The following is a 22,389-nucleotide window of genomic DNA, read 5'->3' as shown; positions in this document are numbered from 1 at the left end:
GAACTTGTCGCACTATTATTGGATGGCGGGTGATGGATTAGGCTGGCGGAGAGTCTCACAATGATGGGCGCCGCGCGATATTGGCAACGAATCCAGCCGTTCTCTTTGCCACTCGGCATGATGTTCATGATGCGGGGTATATGGATCGTTACCTTGGCCTTGTTTTTAGCCTGGGTATTATGGAATGCATTTCAGGCTATCCCTGCCGTTGATGATTTCTGTTATGGGTACGGCGGTAAGCTCAATGGTGTCCTGGGTAATGTGATTGATGTCTACCAACACTGGAGCGGCCGTTATACGGCGACTTTCCTCATTACGTTGTTTGGGGGTTCCGAGCGTACGCTGCTGCACTACTATTTCCTGGTGCCGTTGAGTATCTTGCTGTTGAATATCTATGCAGTAAGGCGCTTGCTCAGTGTATTTTGCGAAGACAGGCTCATCATCTGGCTAGGTGTCTCTGCGCTGCTACTCGCTTTCTTCCAGATGCGTCAATCCCTGTTCTGGCTTGCCGGCGGTGCTACCTATGGCATTGCCAGTGGCATTTTTCTATTATTGATTGCTGAAGAGTTCAAGATACTAGTTGGTCGTGTGCCTGCGACAACCAAGCGCTTAACCGCCCTTTGTGCCGGTACTATTTTGCTTGCAGGCTGTAATGAAGGTGCCATGCTGGCACATATTGCCTTGCTGCTTCCGCTAGCCCTGTTGCATTACACCACTCACCAAAGCAAGAAAATGTTGTGGGTTCTTGCTGCTGCTATTCTGGCAGCATTGGTTGCTGGTGCTGCACCAGGTAATTTTGCCCGTGCTTCCATCATGCACGAACATTTAGGCGTTTTTCAGGCAGTATGGCTCTCACTGGTGATGATTGTGCGCCGCTACTTGTTGGCCCTGGTTTTACTGATTGTGGTGTTTCATATCTTTTTCCGGCTTTTTCCTTCTACCAAGCCAGCACCTGCAGTGGCGCCATCTTATAAGCTGGTGTTTGTGCTGTTGCTATTTTTTGCATTGTGGGCTGGCATCTTCGCGCGTGCCTATGTCATGGGGGATTTGGGTCCCAGCCGTACGCGTACACAAGATTTTATGCTGATTATTCTGATGGCATTTTGCATGACTCGATATGGCCATTTCAAATGGGGTCTTGGTGGTAGAGTAGATCACCCCGGCAAGCCACAGAATGCCAGTCAGCCTGCAGTATGGGGTATTGTCATGGTGACGATGGTGAGTTTGGTACTCTTAGGCGCATATATACGCTATCCCAACCAAAGCTGGGGTCAAGTGATGGGCGATGTGCGTGCTAGCGCTGAATTACGTCAGTTTATGGACCAGCGTTTTTTCCAAGTCAGCCAGGCTGGTAAATCCTCATCGCTGGAAGTGGATGCCTATGCTGCGCCGCGTAAGCCGATTACTTTCTTCAGCGACATTACACCTGATACACAACAATGGGAAAATACGTGTTTTTCCAATTATTTCGGTTTGCAGCAAATTCTTACGAAGACAGTGCACTGATCAAGGTGGGCACCAAGCCCACTTGTTTTTCTCGTTTCTAATACATGACTTCATACAGCTAGTCCGGCCTTGGCGGCCGGGCTAGCTTAGTGCGCCAGATGCAGACCGCATTCGCGGTTTTCTTCACCTTTGGTCGGGTCAACATAATCGAAGTTGTTGGGCAGGTTGTGAGCAGTGAGGTATTGATAGAGGTCTTTTGAACTCCAGTGCAACAGCGGGGCAACCTTGATGAGGCCATCTGGATTGATGCTCACGGGGTCCATTTGGGCGCGGACGGCAGTATCAGTGGCGCGCAGGGCAGTGAACCAGACTTCTGGCGCGGTTTCTCGCAGCGCGCGGGTGAAGGGTTCTAGCTTTACTTCCTCAGTAAAAGCAGCATGGCGTGGATCGTCCAACGCAGGCACAGGGCCATCTACGGCTTCTTGATGGGCACGCGAACGCTTTGGGAGATAGACAGTGAGGTTCAGCTGGAGTTGTTTAGTGACTTCGTCTGCAAAGCGGTAGGTTGCTACGGTGTTGTAGCCGCTATCCATCCAGATGACCGGAGTATCGGGTTGCACCTTGGCAACCATGTGCAGGATGACGGCTTCAAAAGGGCGAAAGTTGGTTGTGACGATGGCTTTTTTATTCAAGCCCAAGGCCCATTCCACAAGCTTTTCTGCGTCGTGGCCGAGTTCTGCGTTGATCTTTCCCAAATCCAATTGCATGTTGTACTCCAGTTTGTCGTGCCCGTATGATAACGGCATAAGTTAAGTGACGTATTGTAGCAAAGCGTTGCGCTTGATTACATTCGAATGATCATTGCCACTTGGCGTTGCCATGACATCAGCTTGATAAAGGATTCAACATTTAACCGAGGAGGTCAGGATGTTCAGTGCCCTATTGCAAAGCCAGATCCAGAAGAGTTTGACTGGTTTACCCGTCTCTGTCAGTTGGAACGGTGAACGACTCGCAGGAGATGCTGATGCGAAGGTTGCTATCTTGGTCAAGGACGCAAAGGTGTTGACGGTGTTGGCCAAACCTACTTTGGGTGGCTTAGCGCGGGCTTACGTCGAGGGATGGGTGGATTTGCAAGGCAAGGCACAGGATATCCTAGCGTTGGGGCAGGCCTATTGCGGTGTCGATGCAAGTGACGATGCCGATACGCGCAAGGATTGGCGATGGTGGCGCCACACCCGTACGCGTGATCGACGCAATATCAATTATCACTATGATGTGTCCAATGATTTCTACGGCTTGTGGCTGGATAAGCGTCGCGTATATTCCTGTGCCTATTTTGCCAATGGTGATGAAACCCTGGAGCAGGCGCAGGAGAAGAAGCTGGATCATATCTGCCGCAAGCTGATGTTGAAGCCGGGCGAGCGGTTTCTTGATATTGGTTGTGGTTGGGGCGGGTTAGTGCTGCATGCCGTGGAATATTATGGTGTGAAAGCGGTGGGGATTACCTTGTCAGATAATCAGCACGCTCATGTCCAACACTTGATTGAACAGCGAGGCTGGCACGATAGGTTAGAGGTTCGACTGATGGATTATCGCGACCTGCCGGAAAGTGAAACCTTCGATAAAATTGCCAGTGTTGGTATGTTCGAGCATGTGGGAAAGAAGAATCTCAGGCTGTATTTTGACAAGATTTACCGCCTGCTCAATACCGGTGGCCTGGTGATGAATCACGGGATCACTTCGGTAGCGCTCAAAAGCAGTGGTCTGGGCAATGGTATTTCCGAGTTCATTGATCAGTATGTCTTCCCCGGCGGTGAGCTTACGCATGTTTCTCATGTCATGGCCGAGCTTGCTACCTCTGGATTGGAGCCACTGGATGCCGAAAATCTCCGTCCACATTATGGCAAGACCTTATGGCAGTGGGTAGATAGGCTGGAGGCGCATCGTGAGCAGGCATTGGCGATGATAGGCGAAAGCAAGTATCGCATCTGGCGTATTTACATGGCGGGCTCTGCTTATGCGTTTGATCACAATTGGCTGGCGCTGTTCCAGATCGTGGCGGGTAAGCCCGATGCTCAGGGAATATTGAATTACCCCTATAACCGTAGCCATATCTATCGTTAGGCGATATTCTTGAGGCTTTTGCCGTGAAGCATTTTCACGCCGATTGCCTTGCTCAAGAATATGCGCCATTCCTTTTTGCTGGTCTATGTGCTTGCCGGTCTCACGGCACTGGCACCATTTACCATTGATACCTATTTGCCAGCTTTCCCACTATTAGAGCGTGACCTTGGTGCGACGACGGTGGAGATTCAGCATAGCCTCACGCTTTACCTCTTGCCCTATGCCCTGATGACCTTGTTTCATGGTGCGATCAGCGATGCGGTGGGGCGCATTACGACGATACGCTGGGGGCTTGCAGTATTTGTACTTGCTTCAATCGGTTGCATGCTGGCACCCAATGTCGAGACACTATGGGCTATGCGCGTGTTGCAAGGCTTATCTGCCGGGGCAGGCAATGTTGTGGCCCGTGCTATGGTGCGGGATTTGTTTCAGGGAGTGGAGGCGCAACGCGTCATGGCCACGGTGCAGATGTTGTTTGGCATAGCGCCTGCCATTGCCCCCATCATAGGTGGTTGGTTGCTAGGGATTCATTGGCAAGCGATTTTTGGGTTTCTGGCCTTGTATGCCCTCATTATCGGTTGGGCTGCATCGCGCTATCTCCCTGAGACCATGCCCATAGAAAAACGTACACCGTTGTCGCTGGGTAATGTATGTCGCAATTACCAAGCGATTTTTGGTCATCGTGAATTCAGCTTGCTGGTCACGGCCATTGGTGCGAATTTTTCTGCGTTCTTTTTATATGTGCTGGCAAGCCCGGTGTTCCTGATTCAGCACTTGGGCTTGAGCTCCCAGCAATTTGCATGGATGTTTATGCCGACGGTTGCAGGGATGGTACTGGGCTCATGGTTGGCAAAGCGTGCAGCAGGGCGCTACAACGGCAGGCAGATATTGCGTTTTGCCTATGCCTGGATGGCGCTGATGGCGGCATTTAATCTAGTGATTAGCCTGTTACCCTTGATGCACCCTGCGTTGAGTATTTTGCCAATTGCCTTGTTTAATGTTGGCCTGGCATTCGCGATGCCGATACTCTCTATTAGTGCCTTGGATTGCCACCCGAAAATCCGTGGTACTGCTGCCTCGGGACAGGCATTTGTGCAGATGTTGCTCTCCACGATCTCGGCAGGCCTGATTGCGCCGCTGGTATGGTATCACCCAGCTGGGTTGGCTTGGGCAATGCTGGGGTACTTGCTGCTGGGCTGGCTGGTAGTTCAGCGTACCCGCTTATTTATGCAGAAACCCGATAGCCCTTTATAATAGCCGACTTTATTGCTGATACTTCAGCACACCCAACCAGGCAGCCCGGCTGCCGCGATTTCGAGAAGAGGTATTCATGGTCATCAAACCCCGCGTGCGCGGCTTTATTTGTGTTACAGCTCACCCGACTGGCTGTGAAGCCAATGTTAAGCAACAGATTGATTATGTGAAGGCACAAGGGCCATTCAATGGCCCTAAGCGCGTCCTGGTAATTGGTGCTTCCACCGGTTATGGCCTGGCGGCGCGTATCAGCGCGGCATTCGCCAGTGGTGCAGCCACAGTGGGGGTGTTTCTTGAACGTGCAGGCGAGGGTGCTAAGCCAGGCACCGCAGGTTGGTATAACTCTGCTGCTTTTCACAAGCTGGCGGAAGCTGAGGGTTTGTATGCCAGCAGCGTCAATGGTGATGCATTCTCTGATGCCGTTAAGCAGCAGACGATTGACATTATCAAGCGTGATCTTGGTCAGGTTGATTTGGTGGTGTATAGCCTGGCCGCGCCGCGTCGCACGCACCCCAAGACTGGTCACATTTATAACTCTACGCTCAAGCCGATAGGCAAGGTATTGCATCAGCGCGGACTGGATACCGACAAGGAAGTGATCAAGGAAAACATGATTGAGCCAGCGACTGAAGAGGAAATTGCCAACACAGTTGCCGTGATGGGCGGTGAAGACTGGCAAATGTGGATTGAGGCACTGGACCAGGCTGGTGTATTGGCCGATGGTGCAAAAACCACGGCCTTTACTTATTTGGGTGAGAAGATTACCCATGATATTTATTGGAATGGCACGATAGGTGCAGCCAAGAAAGATTTGGATCACCGTGTATTGCAAATTCGCGAGCAATTGGCTACCAAGGGCGGAGATGCCCGCGTCGCCGTACTCAAGGCCTTGGTAACCCAGGCAAGCTCAGCGATCCCGATGATGCCGCTTTATCTCTCATTGTTGTTTAAGGTGATGAAGCAGGCAGGAACGCACGAAGGCTGCATTGAGCAAGTGGATGGTCTCTATCGGGACAGCCTCTACAATGACAAGCCGATTGTGGATGAAGAGGGCCGCTTGCGTGCGGATTACAAGGAGTTGGCGCCGGCAATTCAGCAAGAGGTTGCTGCCTTGTGGGATATGGTCACGGATGGCAATGTCTATGAGTTGACTGATTTTGCTGGCTACAAGTCCGATTTCTTGCGCTTGTTTGGCTTTGGTGTTGAAGGTGTTGATTACGAGGCTGATGTGAATCCTGACGTGCAGATTCCTAATCTGGTACAAGCGTAAAATAGCGCGATCTACACCAAACCCCAATAAAAAAGCCCACTTACGTGGGCTTTTTTATTGGGATGCAGGTTATTTTATTCAACCAGCAATTCACGCTTGCCTGGCGTACCATTATTGGCATCGGCATCAGGCAATGGTGATTTACGGGCAGTGATGGCAGGCCAGATTTGGGACAGGCGTGCGTTCAGTTCAATAAACTCTTGTTGGTCTTCGGGGACGTCATCTTCCGAGAAGATAGCTTCTGCAGGGCACTCTGCCACGCACAGTGTGCAGTCAATACACTCATCCGGGTTGATGGCCAGGAAGTTGGGGCCTTCAACAAAGCAGTCAACCGGGCAAACATCGACACAATCGGTGTATTTGCACTGGATGCAGTTTTCAGTCACTACGTATGCCATTGATATTCCTCTAAAGGTCTTAGCACTACTTGTTTTCGTGCGTGGATTATAAGCGATATTAAATTCGGTCTTTATTGATTTTTACAATAAGCCTGTTTGGTTTTGCTGATATTAAACTCAGGCCTGAACCATGCCTGCACCGACAGTATTGTTGGTAGATTCATCAATGATGATGAATGAGCCGGTGGCACGGTTAATCTCATAAGGGTCTACCATCAGCGGCTGCGCCAGCTTGAAGCTGAGGCGGGCAATGTCGTTCATATTCAAGCCGCCTTCGGCTGCCAGTTGCTCGGTGGTGTTGACGTCAATCTTGTACTCGATGGCGCCCACCTTGGCCTTGGATTCGCGTGTGGTATGGCGAATGATGTAAGTACGAGCAGGGGAAAGAGGTGTTTCTGACAGCCAGCACACCATGGCATTCAATTGCTTTGCGGGCGCTGGCGCATGATCTTTTTTCACGATCATGTCGCCGCGCGAAATATCAATTTCATCTTCAAGCAGGATAGTGATGGATTGCTCGGTAATGGCATGTTGCAGTGTCGCGTCACCCAGCTGAATTGCCTTGACGCGCGAATTCAGGCCAGAGGGCAGTACTGTGACTTCATCTCCCACCTTGATCTCGCCTGATTCGACGCGGCCCATGAAGCCACGGAAGTCATGGAGTTCAGGGTCATCAGAGGCATGAGGGCGGCAAACAAACTGTACGGGGAAGCGGAAAGACTCAGTGCGCTCAGAATGCGCAGGAGGAGCAGATTCGAGCAACTCCAGAATGGTTGGGCCTTGGTACCATGGCATGGCGTCACCGCGGTCCACGATCATGTCGCCATTGAGGGCGGACATGGGAACGAAGCTGATATCGCGACCATTGCCTTGCAGGCCGATTTGCTCGGCAAATTCAAGATAGCTTGCGCGAATACGATCAAACTCGGCTTGCGAATAATCCACCAAGTCCATTTTATTGATGGCGACCACGATATGGGGGATACCTACTAGTTTTGCCAAATAGGAGTGACGACGGGTTTGCGTCAATACACCACGGCGTGCATCAATCAGGATGATGGCAAGGTTGGCAGTGGAGGCGGCTGTTACCATGTTACGCGTATATTGCTCATGGCCAGGAGCATCGGCAATGATGTACTTGCGCGTGCCGGTACTGAAGTAACGATAAGCCACATCAATGGTGATGCCTTGCTCGCGCTCGGCTTGCAGGCCATCGGTGAGCAGGGAGAGATCAACCGATTCCATGCCTCGCTTTTGCGAGGTGCGTTCGATCTGGGTCAGGGTATCTGCCAGGATGGTTTTGGTGTCGTACAGCAGGCGGCCAATCAATGTGCTCTTGCCGTCATCCACGCTACCGCAGGTCATGAAGCGCAGCAGGCTATCGTTGTGTGCAGGTAGATTTTCTAGTTTGGACATCTCATACTCTTTAAACTTGTCGCTATGCAGCGGGTTAGTTGGTCGGCAGATGAATCTTGCGTCGATTCACGTTCAGGCCGTCATCTCGTATCGGGAGTGGCCTAGAAGTAGCCTTCCTTCTTGCGTTGCTCCATGGAAGCCTCCGATGTCTGGTCATCGAGGCGGGTGGCACCACGCTCGGTGATGGTGGTCGTCGCAGTTTCCAGAACAATCTTGTTCAATGTGTCGGCATCGCTCGGTACTGGCGCTGTGCAGGTAATATCACCTACGGTACGGAAGCGCACCTGCATGCTGATCACTTCCTCATCGGCCTTAGGCTGGTTGATGACCTCGCCGTTAGTGAGTGGCACATTGACCGGGAAGATGGAGCCGTTGCGCATGACGATATCGCGGTTGTGCGCGAAGTAGATGCTGGGCAAGCCCAGTTGTTCGCGTTCGATATATTGCCAAACATCCATTTCGGTCCAGTTCGAGATCGGGAAGGCGCGGATGTTTTCACCCTTGTGAGCGCGGGCATTGTAGAGGTTCCACAATTCCGGGCGTTGGTTCTTTGGGTCCCATTGGCCGAACTCATCACGAAAGCTCATGATGCGTTCCTTGGCGCGTGCTTTTTCCTCATCGCGACGTGCACCGCCGATGCAGCAATCGAAACCAAACTCTTCAATCGCCTCAAGTAAAGTCACGGATTGATGCTTGTTGCGTGATTCATCAGCTGACTTCAATACCACGCTGCCGCGCTTGATGGAGTCTTCCACTGAGCGCACGATCAGGCGCTCGCCTAGTTCAGCGGCGCGTTGATCGCGGAAGTTGATGACTTCCTGGTAGTTATGACCAGTGTCGATATGCATCAACGGGAAAGGGAAGCGGCCTGGGCGAAAGGCTTTTTCAGCCAGACGTAGGATGCACAGCGAATCCTTGCCGCCAGAAAACAGCAGTACGGGGTTGGCGCATTGGCCTGCGACTTCACGCAGGATATGGATAGCTTCGGCTTCCAGCCAGTCAAGGTGGGAGAGGGTGGATTGAGTCAAGGTTGTCATATCGATTTTGTGCTGAAACTGCTGCTGTTTGTCAGCTCACATCTCCAGTTAGGATTCCTAAACAAAACTACAACTTGCAAAGCCAGGCTGGCGTGTGTGTGGTGACCAGCCTGCGTAGGGTTATTGTGCCGATGGTTGCCTGTGCACACGGCGCCAGACAGGCAATTGGTTATCAACAGCACCTTGGTAAGGCTGGCTGAAATCATTCAGGCTAGCCAAGGCATCCTCCGCAGAGCGGTCTGCGCGAATCAGGTAGCTGTTGAAGCCACAACGCTTGAGGAAGAACAATTGGTCGCGCAACACATCGCCAAACGCACGCAGGTTGTTCTTGTAGTGGTGACGCGTACGTAGCAGGTTACCGATGGAGAAAATGCGGCCATCGGCAAAGCGCTCTACATGCACGGCGATCAATGGCAGGCTGTTGATGTCCTCGATAGAGGCTACGAGGTCTTCAAGCAGTTCGTGTGTATCCAGCCAGATGGCTAATTCGCCAGCAGCATGGCGTGGTGCCAGTTCTGCTTTGCGGGCGATCCATACTGCGAGCGGTACCAGAATCTTGCCTGTGGCAGGGATCTCGGTATTGGTAATTTGTTCTGCGGTATGACTGTTTTCACCAGTCAGCTTGAACAGGACGACCTTGCCGGCTTGTTTTTTGACGACTTCTTCACCTGCGGGCATGGTGACCAGCGTCCATTCATCCTCAACGATGGCGTTGTTCAGGATCAGGTTTGACTTGTTAGGCATGGGCCACTTCCTTTTTCTTCTCGCCATACACATGGGTTTTGAACGGTGCAACACCCAGACGGCGCACCGTATCAATAAAGCGTTCTTCAGGGGTGCGTTCGCGCACGTAAACGTCAATCAGCTTTTGTACCACGCCTGGCATTTCTTCAGCGGCAAACGATGGGCCAAGTACTGTGCCGATGCTGGCATCGTTACCTTGCTTCCCACCCAGGGTAACTTGGTACCACTCGGAGCCGTCTTTATCCACACCCAAGATGCCGATATGCCCGACGTGGTGGTGACCGCAGGCGTTCATGCAGCCCGAAATGTTCAATTCGATGTCACCAATATCATAGAGATAATCAAGATTGTCGAATTGTTGCTGGATAGCTTCGGCAATCGGGATGCTCTTGGCATTGGCCAGTGAGCAAAAGTCGCCACCGGGGCAGCAAATGATGTCGGTCAGCAAGCCGATGTTCGGTGTTGCCAGTCCGGCAGCGCGTGCCTTTTCCCATAATGGGAAGAGGTCGGATAGCTTGACATCGGCGAGGATCAGGTTTTGCTCGTGCGATGGACGTACTTCACCAAAGCTGTATTCATCGGCGAAGTCGGCCGCAATGTGCATCTGCTCGGAAGTAATATCACCTGGAGGGTGCCCATGAGTCTTGAGTGACAATGTCACGGCACGATAGCCAGGTTGCTGGTGGGTATGGGTGTTGCGTTTAACCCAGGCAGCAAAGGCTGGATTGCTTGCCACTGCGCTGTCAAAGCTGGCGTCATGCGCTGGCAGTGTTTCATAAGGCATCTTGGTAAAATATTTACCAACCCGGACGAGCTCTTCTTCTGTGATGGTGTTGGGGCTGTCCTTGATGTATTGCCATTCTTCTTCCACCTGACGGCGGAATTCCTCAATGCCCAGTGCTTTTACCAGAATCTTGATACGTGCCTTGTAGGCATTATCGCGGCGGCCATGTAGGTTATAGACGCGGATGATGGCTTCGCAATAGGTCAATACATGTTGCCATTCCAGGTGCTCGCGCACAACGGAGCCCAGGATAGGGGTACGGCCAAGACCACCGCCCACCCAAACGCGAATGGCCATTTTGTCTTCCTGGTCGCGGTAGAACTCCAGGCCGATATCGTGTGCCTGGATCAATGCGCGATCTTGCTTGGTGCCAGAAACAGCAATCTTGAATTTGCGTGGCAGCAAGGCGAATTCAGGGTGAAAGGTGCTCCATTGACGTGCAATTTCAGCGATGGCACGCGGGTCGACCACTTCATCAGGTGCGACGCCTGCAAATTGATCGGTCGTGATATTGCGGATGCAGTTGCCGGAAGTCTGGATGGCGTGCATTTCAACCGAGGCAAGCTCTTCCAGAATGTTGGGCACATCTTCCAGCTTGGGCCAGTTCAATTGCAGGTTCTGGCGGGTACTGAAGTGACCATAGCCTCGATCATACCGCTTGGCGATATCGCCCAGTTTACGTAATTGCTTGGAAGACAGCATGCCATAGGGCACTGCAATACGCAGCATCGGCGCATGGCGCTGAATGTACAAGCCGTTTTGTAAGCGCAGGGGGCGGAATTCTTCATCGGTCAGCTCGCCAGCAAGGAAGCGGCGAGTTTGATCACGATACTGCCTGACGCGTTCGTCTACGATAGCCTGGTCAATTTCGTCGTATTTATACATGAGTTCACTTTTATGCTAAAACAAATTTCAAACCGATCAGCAGCAGAATCAATGCCAAGATCGGGCGCAATACTTTCTCTGGGATTTTGGCGCTCAAGTGACTGCCAATCCAGATGCCAGGTAGCGAGCCGATCAGCAGGCTGCCAAGCAAGGTAAAATCTACGTGACCGAGTGTCCAATGCCCAATACCGGCAATGGCCGTGAGCGGAATAGCGTGGGCAAGGTCTGTGCCCACCACTTTTAATGTACTCATCTTCGGGTAGAGCAGGAGGATGGCAATCGTGCCAAGTGCCCCTGCGCCAACAGAAGATAATGTCACCAACGCACCTAGTACCATACCGGTCAATATGGTCGCAGCGACTTGCGTCTTGCCTGTAAAGCGTCCTGTGCTCGTGGTGCCTTCTTCCACTTCGCGTTGCTTGTTGCGCATGATAATGCTGCGAATCAACAGGGCGCATGCAGTCAGGATCAGCGCAATGCCAAGCGAATAGGTAATCACACCGGTGATTTCCTTGCCTATTGCCATCAAGTGCTTGATGACATATATCGTGGCTACCGATACTGGCAGGCTACCAGCAGAGAGCAAGCCAACTACTTTCCAGTCGACCGATTTATGCGTGCCGTGGTGCACCCATACACCACCCGTTTTGGTCAGTGCAGCAAATAGCAAATCGGTGCCAACTGCAACTACTGGCTTGAAGCCAAACAGGAATACGAGCAAGGGCGTCATCAATGAGCCACCGCCTACCCCGGTAATGCCAACAAGAAAACCTACGGCAAAGCCGGAGAGAATGTAACCTATGTCCATGAGTTGATTGTTGTTTTTATCTGGGACATCTGGTTGTCCAGTTTAAAAACTATGCCAGAAAAAGCCTTACATTATAACAGGTTAATTCAATATTTTAATAGTATGTTATGCTATGTATATGTGATTTTGTTATAACACTAAGGCTGAACATTACGATGAAAGTACATCAGTTACGGTATATCCGTGAAGTCGCTCGCCAAGGCTTGAGCGTATCTCTTGCCGCTGAGGCCTTGCATACTTCCCAGCCGGGGGTGAGCAAACAAATCCAGTTGTTGGAAGAAGAGCTGAATTTGCAGATATTCAAGCGTAATGGCAAGCGGCTAATTGGTGTGACAGAGCCAGGTAAGATTATATTGCAATTGGCAGAGCGCGTCATGATGGAGATGGATAACATCAAGCGTGTTGGTGATGAGTTTTCCCATGAGGATTCAGGCACCCTGACAATTGCCACTACCCATACCCAGGCGCGTTATCGCTTGCCTGCTGCGGTCAAGGAGTTCATGCAGCGTTATCCCAAGGTCAAGTTGACTATTCATCAGGGAAATCCGACACAGGTTGCAGAGCAAGTGCAAAAAGGGGAGGCGGATATCGGTATTGCTACCGAGTCTATCAGCAGCTATGACGATCTTCTGTGTCTGCCATGTTATCAATGGAATCGCTGCGTAGTTACGCCGCAGGGGCACCCTTTACTGGCAGAACAGCCAGTCACTTTAGAGAAGATCACGCGTTATCCACTGATTACTTATGATTTCGCTTTTACCGGTGGCTCACTGGTCAGCAAGGTATTCGAAAAAGCAGGATTAACCCCGAATGTGGTATTGACGGCGATTGATGCCGATGTGATCAAGACCTATGTCAATCTCGGATTGGGAATTGGATTGCTCGCTAATATGGCTTACGACCCACAACGAGATAGTCATTTGGCAATGCTGGATGTGAGTGATTTATTCCCTCCTAGCACGACCTATATTGGTTTGCGTCGTGATGCCTATTTACGTGGATATTCTTATGCATTTATCGAATTGCTGGCACCCCATTATTCCCGTCAGGCGATAGAGTCTGAGTTAAAGAACAGCGGTTACAATGCATCGTAAGATGTAATCCTTGTGCCTGTGATATGACGTCAACGGCATAAGCATTCAATACTTCCTCTTTTAGAGATTGTGCCCTGAGGCTAAACACTGGATTATTCGAGGCGATATGACACTGACTCCTTTAGCTAAAAGTGCTGATTTTCTTTACCTGTTGCCCAAAATGGCCAATCGCCATGGCTTGATCGCGGGGGCGACCGGGACGGGAAAAACGGTCACTCTGCAGAGCATTGCCGAGAGTTTCTCTCGTATGGGGGTGCCTGTATTCATGGCCGATGTGAAGGGAGATCTTGCTGGCATTAGCCAGGTGGGTGGAGGCAATGCCAGGGTTGATGCCCGGGTGGCCCAGCTGGGTTTGTCAGACTTCAGTGTTAACGCTTGCCCGGTGACGTTCTGGGATGTCTTTGGCAAGCAAGGCCATCCTATCCGCACCACCATTGCCGAAATGGGACCTTTGTTGTTGGGGCGCATGCTCAACCTCAATGAAGTGCAGTCTGGTGTACTGACTGCCGTATTCAAGATTGCAGATGACAATGGCTGGCTGCTGCTAGACCTCAAGGATCTGCGCGCGATGATCCAGCATGCTGCCGAGCATGCAGGGCAGTACAGCGCGCAATACGGCAATATTTCCAGTGCCAGCGTTGGGGCGATTCAACGTGCTTTGCTGCAACTGGAGCATGAAGGGGCGGACCAGTTCTTTGGTGAGCCAGCCTTGAATCTGGATGACATGATGCAGACCGATGCCAGAGGTTGGGGCATGGTCAATATTCTTGCTTCGGATACCCTCTACAATTCTCCACGTGTCTATGCGACATTGTTGCTATGGCTGTTGTCTGAGTTGTTCGAGAAATTACCGGAAGTGGGCGATCTGGAAAAACCCAAGCTTGCCTTCTTTTTTGACGAGGCACACTTGTTATTCAACGATGCACCTAAATCCTTGATGGATAAAATTGAGCAAGTGGTGCGCCTCATCCGTTCCAAGGGCGTAGGCGTGTATTTTGTCAGCCAGAATCCACTTGATATCCCTGATGTGGTGCTGGGGCAATTGGGCAATCGTGTGCAGCATGCATTACGTGCTTTTACACCGCGCGATCAAAAGGCAGTCAAGGCGGCTGCAGAAACCTTCCGTGCAAACCCGACAGTGAAAGTGAGCGAGGTGATCACTGAGCTGGCTGTAGGGGAAGCGCTAGTTTCTTTTCTTGATGATCATGGCCGGCCTGCACCGGTGGAGCGTGCCTTCATTTGCCCACCAGGCAGTCGCATTGGCCCGATCACGGCGGTTGAGCGCGAGAAATTGATCAAGAGCTCCATCATTTATGGGCATTATGAAAACAGCATAGATCGTGAATCAGCGTATGAAATTCTCAAGGGGCGCGCAACGGAAACGCCTGCTGAGCAAGAAGATGCTGACAAAGGTTTTGATTGGGGTGATTTATTTGGCGGTGATGCCGAATCATCCACAAAAGGGAAAAAGCCCGCCAATCGCCAAGGGGTGCTGGAAACTGCAGCCAAGAGCGCTGCACGTGCCATTGGTTCCGAGTTGGGGCGGCAGATATTGCGCGGTGTGCTTGGGTCGATTCTTGGAGGCAAGGGCCGCAAGTGATCGCGGATTAGAGATTAGTTAGGGTAGTAGCGTTGCAGATTATCGTACAGGCAGGTCAAGCCGAGCAAACCATCAATAAGTCCCATTTTGTTGCCATCGCTGAATATTGCGCTGATGAGCGGGCGGTGGGAATGTCATTACGTCGGCTCGCGGCGGCGCATCAAAGTGCACATCACCTTGCATATGCGTTTCGCCTCAAGACACCACAAGGCATCGTTCAACGCTTCAGTGATGCCGGGGAACCATCCGGGACTGCGGGAAAGCCGGTGTTGCAGTTTTTGGAAGGGCGCGACCTGATTAATGTCTGCGTCGGCGTCATCCGCTATTATGGAGGTATTAATCTGGGAACAGGTGGCCTTGCGCGTGCTTATGGAGGCACTGCAAAAATGGCGCTGGATGCTGCAAGCATCGGGCCGTTTATCGAAATGCAGAAAGTGCGCCTGGATTTGGATTACAAGCAGCTGGATACGTTTACTCGCGATGTTGCTCGCATGCAAGGTGAGATATTGGGCAAGGCTTTTGCTGAGTATGTGACCGTGATTGCTGCGGTACCTGCAAGCGAAATTCCATACTTGCAGCAAAAGTATGGCTAGATGTCTTCTTGGCAATTCCCCATAAAAAAAGCCCGATAAACTCGGGCTTTTTTATTACTCAATCACAGTCGCTTGAGTAAAGGTTTTACTGCGCGGGTGCAGGCTCTGCGACAAAAATCTCTACGCGGCGGTTCTTGGCGCGGTTGGCTGCTGTATCGTTGGCCACCAATGGCTCGCGAGAGCCGCGGCCATCAATAGTAAAGCGATTGGCAGCAATACCACGGGCAGTCAGATAATCACGTGTGTTGGCAGCACGGTTGATAGAGAGTGGGTTATTGATGGAATCAGACCCGGTGTTGTCTGTGTGACCAATAATGGTGACCAGTGTACGTGGGTTGTTTTTCAGTGTCGTGGCAAAGCTTTCCAGCACCGGGCGGAAATTAGGCTGGATATCTGCCTTGCCGGACGCGAAAGATACATCGCTAGGGATCGCAAGCTTGAGCTGATTGTCTTCAGTTTGAGAGACTTGCACGCCAGTACCTTGAGTGGCTTCTTCCATCTGTCGCTTTTGTTCTTCCATGCGCTTGGACCATACATTGCCCGCAATGGCACCAGCACCAGCACCGACGGCAGCGCCAATCGCTGCGCCTTTGCCCTTGCCTGCGATAGCACCTACTACAGCGCCTGCACCTGCACCAATTGCAGCGCCTTTTGCGGTACCTTTCTGAGTTTCAGACATATTGGCACAGCCGCTTAATATCAGGGCTGTGACGAGTGCGCTAATGGTCAGTTGAGTTTTCATGATCTTCCTTTATTGTTGGGTAACGCATTAATGCTTTTGTCAGTTTAACTCAGCATAAGTTCGCTATTTCAGTGATTAACATTTGTTGATATTTGATTGGAAAAATGAAAAAAGCCCGTCCAGGCAGGCACGGGCTTTTTTATCTGGTGTGATGCAATGAAGCTTATTTGAACACCAGGATTTCACCCTTGCCATCATTGGCAATATCGCCAGCATAACGCTGTACGCGGTTTTTGCTGATGCTGGCAAATTTGCTTGGCAAATTGCGGAATGACTTAAACATCAAGCTGAGGTAAGGCAAGGTGTGAGTGCCACAGTCTTGCAAGGTGGCATGTAGTTGAGGCTCTTGCGTGAGCAGCAACGTGCCACGGCGCATGCCGTAACCGACATATTCACCGACACTGCCCAGCACACCAATGGTACCAGCCAGCATGCGAGAGGCGAGGTAGCTCCCTGCATTGCCTTCAATCAAGATGATGCCGCGACGCATCTGGTCGCCCGCGCGCTCACCTACATTGCCGCTAATCAGTACGACGCCACCTTTCATGCCCTTGCGGTCACCTGGCAATGCTGCGGCAAGGAAGTCTCCGGCGTTGCCCTTAATCTCGATGAGACCACCTGCCAGACCACTTGCGGCAAAAGCATCAGCGTTGCCATTGAGCACAATATGACCATTACGCATTTGCAAGCCAAGATACGAGCCAGCGCTACCATTGATTGTGATACGGCCTGATTTCATCTGGCTACCGATAAAGTCCAGTTTGCCATTGGCATTATTGAAGACGATCTCTGCGGCATCGTCTCCGGCAATATCGAACAGGCTATCAACGCGTAACTTTTGGCGGCCGCTATCAAGCAGCAGGCTGCCAATATCCGCCAGACTTTTGCCTGCCAGGTTGTCAGGCGTGAGTGGGGATAAATCTACGCGTTGTTGCAGGGTGGTGTTGAGTGTGAAGGTCAAAGCGCTCATGCCATGATCTCCCTTAGCTTGAAGTGATAAGGACCGAGTTTTCCACCATAGTTGCCTGCGGAAATACGCTTGATGCCGTTCTTGGCACCGAGTTCGCAGGCTGCTGCAATGCCTGCGCGCATAGCAACGCGGATATCGGGGTCGGTGAGGCCATCAATGACGATTTCCATCACGGATTCAATCTCGGGCGAAAGCTCGGTTTTAGTGATGCCCTTGAGTGTGGGGCAGAACGCATCGTTGGTCGACGCGATCAATGCCTTGTACTTGGAGCCGACCTTAGAGCCGGAGCGCACAACGCCACCGGGGAATGGCATGATGACATTGGGCACCTTGCTCATCGCGTCGATGGCGGCTTCGCAGGCTGCCAGGGCTTGTGGTTGAGATTCTGCGAGGATCAGGAAGTTGCCGCCGCCCACGGAACGGATCATGCCCGTGCTTTCTTCAGTGAGGAATTCGCCGTCCATCACCGGCACGCGCCAGTAGCGCTTGCCGTTGAACTGCTTGGATATCTGGAATCCATCACCAAAGAAACGCAGGTTCTTGCCGAGGTTGATTTTGGTGATTTCCTCGTAGCCATCATTGATGCCGGAGAATGCCGCAGCAGTAGGGCAAGTTAATACGCATTGCCCCATGCGGGTTTCCAGTTGCTTGATCAACACTGCGCTGCTCATGGCAAACATGAGGATGGATACGCCAGGGCGGCCATCCGGAGTTTCATCCTCGGTGAGCTCACGTTCAATGCCAGCTTCTACGCCGCAGGCAATCACCGAAGTGGCAAAGCCGGTCATGGCGCGTGCAGCGTTGTAGGCCCAGCGCAGGTTCTGCGCGGTGATGATGACACGGGTGCCGCGCATGCCAAAGGCTTCGGCAAAGGTGTCGTCTATGGTGACGCCGTTAATAATCATTATGCTGTTTTCTCCCTGCGACCCTTGGCTTCCTGAACAATGACCTTGCCACGACCACCGTCTTCAAGCTCGGCGGCGTTGACCTTGTAATTTTCCATGTTCATGGTGTGATAGCGGTCGAAATATTGCTTGAGATCCTTCTCTATGCTGCGGTCAAAGTCAGGCTTGACTGTATGCGTGCTGCCCCAGGTTACCTTGACCACTTGGCCGTCCCTGACTACCAGCTCGCCGTCCTTGAATACATAATCAGGTTTGGCAAACATCGCTTCACGGTCTGGATTGTCGGTATATACGGTGATGTCAGCAGCACCTCCAACGCCGAGATGTCCACGGTCATGCAGGCCGACCAGCTTGGCTGCACCAGCACGTGTCATGATGGCGATCTCGTAGAGGCTGTATTCGCGCTCGATAGACGTCAGCGTGCTCATGGCCTGGGCATCCAGGTTGAGCTTGGTGAACATGTCGTTGCGGAAGCTCTTATCCATCAGCAAGCGGATCAGGTGCGGGTAGCTGGTGAACGGTGCGCCATTCGGGTGATCGGTGGTGAGGAAGATGCGCCATGGGTCTTCAGTCAATAAGAAGATTTCCAGGCCAATCGCCCATTGCAGCGCATTGACGAAATTCTTGTCTTTGTACTTGAATGGCACGACGCCGCATCCGGAGTCACACTCAATATCCATCAGCACTGATTTGTTGGGCGACGCGTGGCCGGAATTGGCGTATTGACGCATATTATCGCCAGAAGCGGTGACGGTTTGGCCGAACAAAATCTGGCCTACGTCGGCAGAAACATTCTTGTGCTTATTGAGTGCTTCTGCAATCGCTGCTGCTCCAGAAGAGAACTTGCGGTCGCCCTCGGTGCCGTAGCTGTGAAACTGGATATGCGTGAGGTGAACCGGGTAGCCTTCCACTGCGCCCATGGTCTTGAGTGTGGTGTCAACATTGCCTGGTACGCCCAGATTGTTGCCGTGCACATGCAGCGGGTGGGCAATGCCGAGTTCATACACTGCGCGAGTCAGGGATTGCAGCACCTCGCGTGGTGTCACCTGGTAATGCACATTCTGTTCGTCTAGGTTCAATGCGCGCTGGTTAAACTTGAAGGCATTGATGCCACCAGGGTTAACCACTTTAATGCCGATGGCTTGGGTTGCATGCAATATCCACGCAACGTAGTCATTGATGGCATTCTGGTCTTTCTTGGCGGCCAGCATACGCAAGAAGTAGTCATCGCTACCCAGCATGGCATAACCACCACGGTCCAGGATGGGGATGTCGCACATCTCCAGGTGGGATTGGCGAGCGTTGACCGGGGAGAGTGCAGGCTCAAAACCTGCGGTGTATCCCATCTCAGCATAGCGATAGCCGGTATTCAGCGTGGAAGGAGCGGCATGGCCACAGCCTGCACGACAGGCATCGCTATGACTAGTGGCAGAGCTGCGGTGATCTTCAGGCAGCATGAGGCGGGCGATGTTGACCTTGCCACCACCGATGTGGGTGTGCATGTCTATGGCACCTGCCATGACAACCTTGCCGCGCAGGTCGTATTCTTGGTCTATGGATTCATTGTCGCGAGGGCGATCAATGATGCGGCCATCACGGACATAAATATCCATGACTTTGCCGTCAATCTGGTGGGCTGGATCGTAGACCCGGCCACCTGTCAGTTTAATCAGCATGTTTCTGGTTCCTTGACTTGCTTAAGCAGCCTTGAGTGCAGACTCTATGGAAGAGAGCACATCGGCGAGTGTGGGCAGGCTGGTGTCGCGCAATTTGCGCAACGGCAATGTGACCGAGCTATCGCTGCGGAATTGCGCACCATTGGCTTCCAGCCCGGGAATCGCGATCGGGATGAAGACATCCGGGGACTGCTTGAATTGCATGCCAGGATGACCAATGACAATTGTGGGGCCGTTGCTCTGGGGCGGCAGGCGCTCGGGATTGAAGCTGTTGATCCAGACCAGGATATCGGTTTCGCCTTCCGCCAATAAGCGGGAGGTATCGTAATGATATGGATCGTAGTCGGGATAGCCGCGGCGATAGGAATTGCGGAAAGGATAACCACTGATCCAGGTGCTGACGTTATATGCCGTGACATCGCCATCATTACCACTGAGTGGCAAGCCTGCGCTACGGGTAGTCTTATTCAGCTCCTGTACGATGCCGACGATATTCTGGATAGAGAGTTCAGCATGTGGGAAATCTAGTGCGCTACCTGTCCATGCCACAACGCTATATTTTGCTGCCTTGAGGCGCTCTGCCAGTTTCTCCAGTGACTGACGTGAAACTCCGGCGATGTTGTCAGCCTTGAGCGGCTTGCCAGCCACGATGGCGCGCAATGCCGCGAGCACTTCAGGTACTTTATCCAAGTCACAGGGCAAAACATTGGGTTGTTTACCCGTAGGGGAAACGCCTGGAACCGTATTCAGGTTGCGGCCACCTAGGTAAACAATGTCACGTTCAGCCGTATTCTCGGTGAACATGGCTTCCTTGTTCCAGATCATGCGCTCAAAAAAACGTGGGAAATAGCTGACGATATCGGTGCCAACCACCAATAATAGATCTACCCGATTCTTGACTTCGCTGAGGGTGGTGACATACCAACCGGAGTTTTGCATCACCAAGATGTTCTTCATGGAACTCTTGGAATTCATGTGATCGATGGTCGAGCCTGTGCTTTCGGCAAGATTCATAACGGCACGCATGCCGTATACATCAGTGGCAAGGCCGCTTAGCAGCGGATGCTTGGCATCACGAAACAGTTCAGTTGCTTTCTTGATTGCAGCTTCTAGTGTCGTGGCTTGTCCATTGATGGTTGGTGATGCGTCAGCATAGGTGCTCTCGAAAAAGGCCTTGCTTTTGGGACAGTCTGGAGATTCAAGGGAAAGGGTGCCTGCGCTATCGCGATTGAGCCGAAGGTCGTCGCTTAGTAGCCCGTCGGCAGGATAGGGCACGGCTTCCAGCGAGGCTGCTGGAAAATGGGTTGATTGCGTCATGTTCTCCATCCGAAAACTGGTTAGTTCCTCAAGGATCATGCCTTGATCAGGCATGGTGCAAACCGGTGACACCGATTGCTATCGTACAAGCCTGTTGTGCTTGGCTTAGGGATTATACTCCGTGATTCTGCCTGAAAACAGCTTGAAAGCACGTTAACAGCTACTTTAGATACAGCTGATTTCATTGTGCTTCAAATCAGGAAATTCTTAGTCCGCACTTTTTAAACTTAAGCGGGCTGGGCTACAATGGCGGATTATTGGCATCACAAGTGCCGGTTTCTCGCAAGCTGAAGGAATTTATTATCAATAAGCAGGGCGTCAGTGTTGTTACCACGGCACGGTTGCATATGGGGTTTTTTGATCTCAACGGTAATTTGGGCCGCAAGTTCGGTAGTATCGGTGTGTCGTTGGACAAACCTGCCACTTCCTTGCAGGTATTTGCTGCAGAGGCTATTTCTGTTGAGGGCCCCAGTGCTGAGCGTGGCTTGAAAATTGCTCAGGCGATTGCACAGTCACTTGATATCTCTCATGGATTTCATATCCGCATTCAAACTGCCATTCCAGAGCATGCAGGCCTGGGGTCCGGTACACAAATGTCATTAGCCGTTGGCTCGGCAATCAATCAGCTATTCAATCTCGGCTTAAGTCTGCGAGATATTGCCGTGCTGACATCTCGTGGTGCGAGATCGGGCATAGGGCTAGGGACTTTTGCGCAAGGTGGGGTCATTGTTGACGGCGGTCGTGGCGAGGGTACGGATGTGCCTCCTATCATTGCGCGATCAGAATTTCCTCCAGAGTGGCGCATTATCCTGATGTTTGATCGTAGCCATACCGGTGTGCATGGCGCAGAGGAGTTGGAGGCTTTCCGCAGGTTGCCAGAGTTCCCTGCCGATAGTGCGGCTATCTTGTGCCGCCATTTGCTGATGCAGGCTTTGCCAGCTTTGGCGGAGCATGATTTACCGGCTTTTGGACAGGCAATCCGCGAGTTGCAGTGGCGTACTGGCGATCATTTTGCACCAGCGCAGGGGGGGCGTTATGCCAGCCCTGCAATTTCAAAGATTCTGGGCCAACTTGAGGCCGATGGGGTGGATTGCCTAGGTCAAAGCTCATGGGGACCTACAGGTTTTGCTATCTGTGCCGATGAAACAGATGCACGAGCACTGCTGGACGCGCTAGAATCCCGATATTCCCATTTTCCACAAGTGGAATTTGTCTTGTGTCAGGGGATTAATTCTGGTGCGCAGATCAGTACCTGCTCAGTGGAATAGTCTTGAAGATTTTATGAAACGATGGCGGTTGCCATTATTTATTCAACGTGAAGCACCG

General features: G+C 51.9%; 20 protein-coding genes. 8 read left to right on the top strand and 12 right to left on the bottom strand.

What is annotated here, in order from left to right:
* Positions 1-60: 60 nt before the first annotated feature.
* Positions 61-1,506, top strand: a complete 1,446-nt coding sequence (locus LG202_RS05765; protein ID WP_230347446.1) for a DUF6056 family protein — start codon at positions 61-63, stop codon at positions 1,504-1,506.
* Positions 1,507-1,592: 86 nt separating this feature from the next.
* Here LG202_RS05765 and LG202_RS05760 read toward each other — a convergent pair whose 3' ends face one another.
* A complete protein-coding gene (locus LG202_RS05760; protein WP_230347445.1) occupies positions 1,593-2,213 on the bottom strand; it encodes a phosphoadenosine phosphosulfate reductase domain-containing protein in 621 nt (206 codons plus the stop codon).
* Between the two features lie 160 nt (positions 2,214-2,373).
* Here LG202_RS05760 and LG202_RS05755 point away from each other — a divergent pair, with 160 nt between their 5' ends.
* From LG202_RS05755 to fabV, 3 genes are all read left to right on the top strand, one after another.
* On the top strand, positions 2,374-3,570 hold the full coding sequence (locus tag LG202_RS05755) for a class I SAM-dependent methyltransferase (protein WP_230347444.1): 1,197 nt from the start codon (positions 2,374-2,376) through the stop codon (positions 3,568-3,570).
* A 60-nt stretch (positions 3,571-3,630) separates the two neighbouring features.
* On the top strand, positions 3,631-4,824 hold the full coding sequence (locus LG202_RS05750; RefSeq protein ID WP_230347443.1) for a multidrug effflux MFS transporter: 1,194 nt from the start codon (positions 3,631-3,633) through the stop codon (positions 4,822-4,824).
* A 76-nt stretch (positions 4,825-4,900) separates the two neighbouring features.
* Complete coding sequence (gene fabV / locus LG202_RS05745; RefSeq protein ID WP_230347442.1) at positions 4,901-6,094, top strand: enoyl-ACP reductase FabV; 1,194 nt, start codon at positions 4,901-4,903, stop codon at positions 6,092-6,094.
* A 74-nt stretch (positions 6,095-6,168) separates the two neighbouring features.
* On the opposite strand, the gene fdxA is transcribed toward fabV, so the two are convergent.
* The 6 genes from fdxA to LG202_RS05715 all read right to left on the bottom strand — a co-directional run bounded on the left by fdxA (position 6,169) and on the right by LG202_RS05715 (position 12,166).
* On the bottom strand, positions 6,169-6,492 hold the full coding sequence (fdxA, locus tag LG202_RS05740; RefSeq protein ID WP_230347441.1) for a ferredoxin FdxA: 324 nt from the start codon (positions 6,490-6,492) through the stop codon (positions 6,169-6,171).
* A 117-nt stretch (positions 6,493-6,609) separates the two neighbouring features.
* Positions 6,610-7,908, bottom strand: coding sequence for a sulfate adenylyltransferase subunit CysN (gene cysN, locus LG202_RS05735; protein WP_230347440.1), 1,299 nt, complete (start codon positions 7,906-7,908; stop codon positions 6,610-6,612).
* A gap of 101 nt (positions 7,909-8,009) precedes the next feature.
* A complete protein-coding gene (gene cysD, locus LG202_RS05730) occupies positions 8,010-8,945 on the bottom strand; it encodes a sulfate adenylyltransferase subunit CysD (RefSeq protein ID WP_230347439.1) in 936 nt (311 codons plus the stop codon).
* Positions 8,946-9,065: 120 nt separating this feature from the next.
* Entirely contained in the window at positions 9,066-9,689 is a 624-nt protein-coding gene (locus LG202_RS05725) for a DUF934 domain-containing protein (RefSeq protein WP_230347438.1), read from the bottom strand.
* A complete protein-coding gene (locus tag LG202_RS05720; RefSeq protein ID WP_230347437.1) occupies positions 9,682-11,358 on the bottom strand; it encodes a nitrite/sulfite reductase in 1,677 nt (558 codons plus the stop codon). Before LG202_RS05720 ends, LG202_RS05725 begins: the two co-directional genes overlap by 8 nt.
* Before the next feature lie 10 nt (positions 11,359-11,368).
* The gene (locus tag LG202_RS05715) at positions 11,369-12,166 is read right to left on the bottom strand and encodes a sulfite exporter TauE/SafE family protein (protein WP_230347436.1); all 798 of its coding nucleotides are present in this window, start codon (positions 12,164-12,166) and stop codon (positions 11,369-11,371) included.
* Positions 12,167-12,321: 155 nt separating this feature from the next.
* Here LG202_RS05715 and LG202_RS05710 point away from each other — a divergent pair, with 155 nt between their 5' ends.
* The 3 genes from LG202_RS05710 (at position 12,322) to LG202_RS05700 (ending at position 15,453) form a co-directional block, all read left to right on the top strand.
* A complete protein-coding gene (locus tag LG202_RS05710) occupies positions 12,322-13,260 on the top strand; it encodes a CysB family HTH-type transcriptional regulator (protein ID WP_230347435.1) in 939 nt (312 codons plus the stop codon).
* 106 nt (positions 13,261-13,366) lie between these two features.
* Entirely contained in the window at positions 13,367-14,860 is a 1,494-nt protein-coding gene (locus LG202_RS05705) for a helicase HerA-like domain-containing protein (RefSeq protein WP_230347434.1), read from the top strand.
* A gap of 32 nt (positions 14,861-14,892) precedes the next feature.
* Positions 14,893-15,453 carry an IMPACT family protein gene (locus LG202_RS05700; protein ID WP_230347433.1) on the top strand — a complete coding sequence of 187 codons (561 nt, stop codon included), beginning with the start codon at positions 14,893-14,895 and terminating at the stop codon, positions 15,451-15,453.
* 85 nt (positions 15,454-15,538) lie between these two features.
* Here the strand turns inward: LG202_RS05700 and LG202_RS05695 are convergent, their stop codons facing one another.
* The 5 genes from LG202_RS05695 to LG202_RS05675 form a co-directional block, all read right to left on the bottom strand.
* Positions 15,539-16,195 (bottom strand): OmpA family protein, encoded by a 657-nt coding sequence (locus tag LG202_RS05695; protein ID WP_230347432.1) that lies wholly within the window; start codon positions 16,193-16,195, stop codon positions 15,539-15,541.
* A gap of 163 nt (positions 16,196-16,358) precedes the next feature.
* Entirely contained in the window at positions 16,359-17,165 is an 807-nt protein-coding gene (locus tag LG202_RS05690) for a formylmethanofuran dehydrogenase subunit C (RefSeq protein WP_230347431.1), read from the bottom strand.
* Positions 17,162-18,070, bottom strand: coding sequence for a formylmethanofuran--tetrahydromethanopterin N-formyltransferase (gene fhcD / locus LG202_RS05685; protein ID WP_230347430.1), 909 nt, complete (start codon positions 18,068-18,070; stop codon positions 17,162-17,164). The genes LG202_RS05690 and fhcD overlap by 4 nt, the downstream gene beginning before the upstream one ends.
* Entirely contained in the window at positions 18,070-19,746 is a 1,677-nt protein-coding gene (locus tag LG202_RS05680) for a formylmethanofuran dehydrogenase subunit A (RefSeq protein WP_230347429.1), read from the bottom strand. The genes fhcD and LG202_RS05680 overlap by 1 nt, the downstream gene beginning before the upstream one ends.
* A gap of 21 nt (positions 19,747-19,767) precedes the next feature.
* Entirely contained in the window at positions 19,768-21,063 is a 1,296-nt protein-coding gene (locus LG202_RS05675) for a molybdopterin-binding domain-containing protein (RefSeq protein WP_230347428.1), read from the bottom strand.
* Between the two features lie 257 nt (positions 21,064-21,320).
* On the opposite strand from LG202_RS05675, the gene LG202_RS05670 reads away from it, so the two are divergent.
* Positions 21,321-22,331, top strand: a complete 1,011-nt coding sequence (locus tag LG202_RS05670; RefSeq protein ID WP_268867568.1) for a beta-ribofuranosylaminobenzene 5'-phosphate synthase family protein — start codon at positions 21,321-21,323, stop codon at positions 22,329-22,331.
* Positions 22,332-22,389: the final 58 nt, after the last annotated feature.

Source organism: Methylobacillus methanolivorans, assembly GCF_054588515.1.
This window is presented reverse-complemented; position numbering and strand designations above follow the sequence as displayed.

What these genes read in the sequence shown, in the direction of transcription:
- LG202_RS05765 (WP_230347446.1), top strand. Translation starts at nt 61, where the DNA reads ATGATGGGCGCCGCGCGATATTGGCAACGAATCCAGCCGTTCTCTTTG.
- LG202_RS05760 (WP_230347445.1), bottom strand. Translation starts at nt 2,213, where the DNA reads ATGCAATTGGATTTGGGAAAGATCAACGCAGAACTCGGCCACGACGCA.
- cysD (WP_230347439.1), bottom strand. Translation starts at nt 8,945, where the DNA reads ATGACAACCTTGACTCAATCCACCCTCTCCCACCTTGACTGGCTGGAA.
- LG202_RS05705 (WP_230347434.1), top strand. Translation starts at nt 13,367, where the DNA reads ATGACACTGACTCCTTTAGCTAAAAGTGCTGATTTTCTTTACCTGTTG.
- fabV (WP_230347442.1), top strand. Translation starts at nt 4,901, where the DNA reads ATGGTCATCAAACCCCGCGTGCGCGGCTTTATTTGTGTTACAGCTCAC.
- LG202_RS05750 (WP_230347443.1), top strand. Translation starts at nt 3,631, where the DNA reads ATGCGCCATTCCTTTTTGCTGGTCTATGTGCTTGCCGGTCTCACGGCA.
- LG202_RS05715 (WP_230347436.1), bottom strand. Translation starts at nt 12,166, where the DNA reads ATGGACATAGGTTACATTCTCTCCGGCTTTGCCGTAGGTTTTCTTGTT.
- LG202_RS05720 (WP_230347437.1), bottom strand. Translation starts at nt 11,358, where the DNA reads ATGTATAAATACGACGAAATTGACCAGGCTATCGTAGACGAACGCGTC.
- fhcD (WP_230347430.1), bottom strand. Translation starts at nt 18,070, where the DNA reads ATGATTATTAACGGCGTCACCATAGACGACACCTTTGCCGAAGCCTTT.
- cysN (WP_230347440.1), bottom strand. Translation starts at nt 7,908, where the DNA reads ATGTCCAAACTAGAAAATCTACCTGCACACAACGATAGCCTGCTGCGC.
- LG202_RS05690 (WP_230347431.1), bottom strand. Translation starts at nt 17,165, where the DNA reads ATGAGCGCTTTGACCTTCACACTCAACACCACCCTGCAACAACGCGTA.
- LG202_RS05695 (WP_230347432.1), bottom strand. Translation starts at nt 16,195, where the DNA reads ATGAAAACTCAACTGACCATTAGCGCACTCGTCACAGCCCTGATATTA.
- fdxA (WP_230347441.1), bottom strand. Translation starts at nt 6,492, where the DNA reads ATGGCATACGTAGTGACTGAAAACTGCATCCAGTGCAAATACACCGAT.
- LG202_RS05680 (WP_230347429.1), bottom strand. Translation starts at nt 19,746, where the DNA reads ATGCTGATTAAACTGACAGGTGGCCGGGTCTACGATCCAGCCCACCAG.
- LG202_RS05710 (WP_230347435.1), top strand. Translation starts at nt 12,322, where the DNA reads ATGAAAGTACATCAGTTACGGTATATCCGTGAAGTCGCTCGCCAAGGC.
- LG202_RS05725 (WP_230347438.1), bottom strand. Translation starts at nt 9,689, where the DNA reads ATGCCTAACAAGTCAAACCTGATCCTGAACAACGCCATCGTTGAGGAT.
- LG202_RS05755 (WP_230347444.1), top strand. Translation starts at nt 2,374, where the DNA reads ATGTTCAGTGCCCTATTGCAAAGCCAGATCCAGAAGAGTTTGACTGGT.
- LG202_RS05675 (WP_230347428.1), bottom strand. Translation starts at nt 21,063, where the DNA reads ATGACGCAATCAACCCATTTTCCAGCAGCCTCGCTGGAAGCCGTGCCC.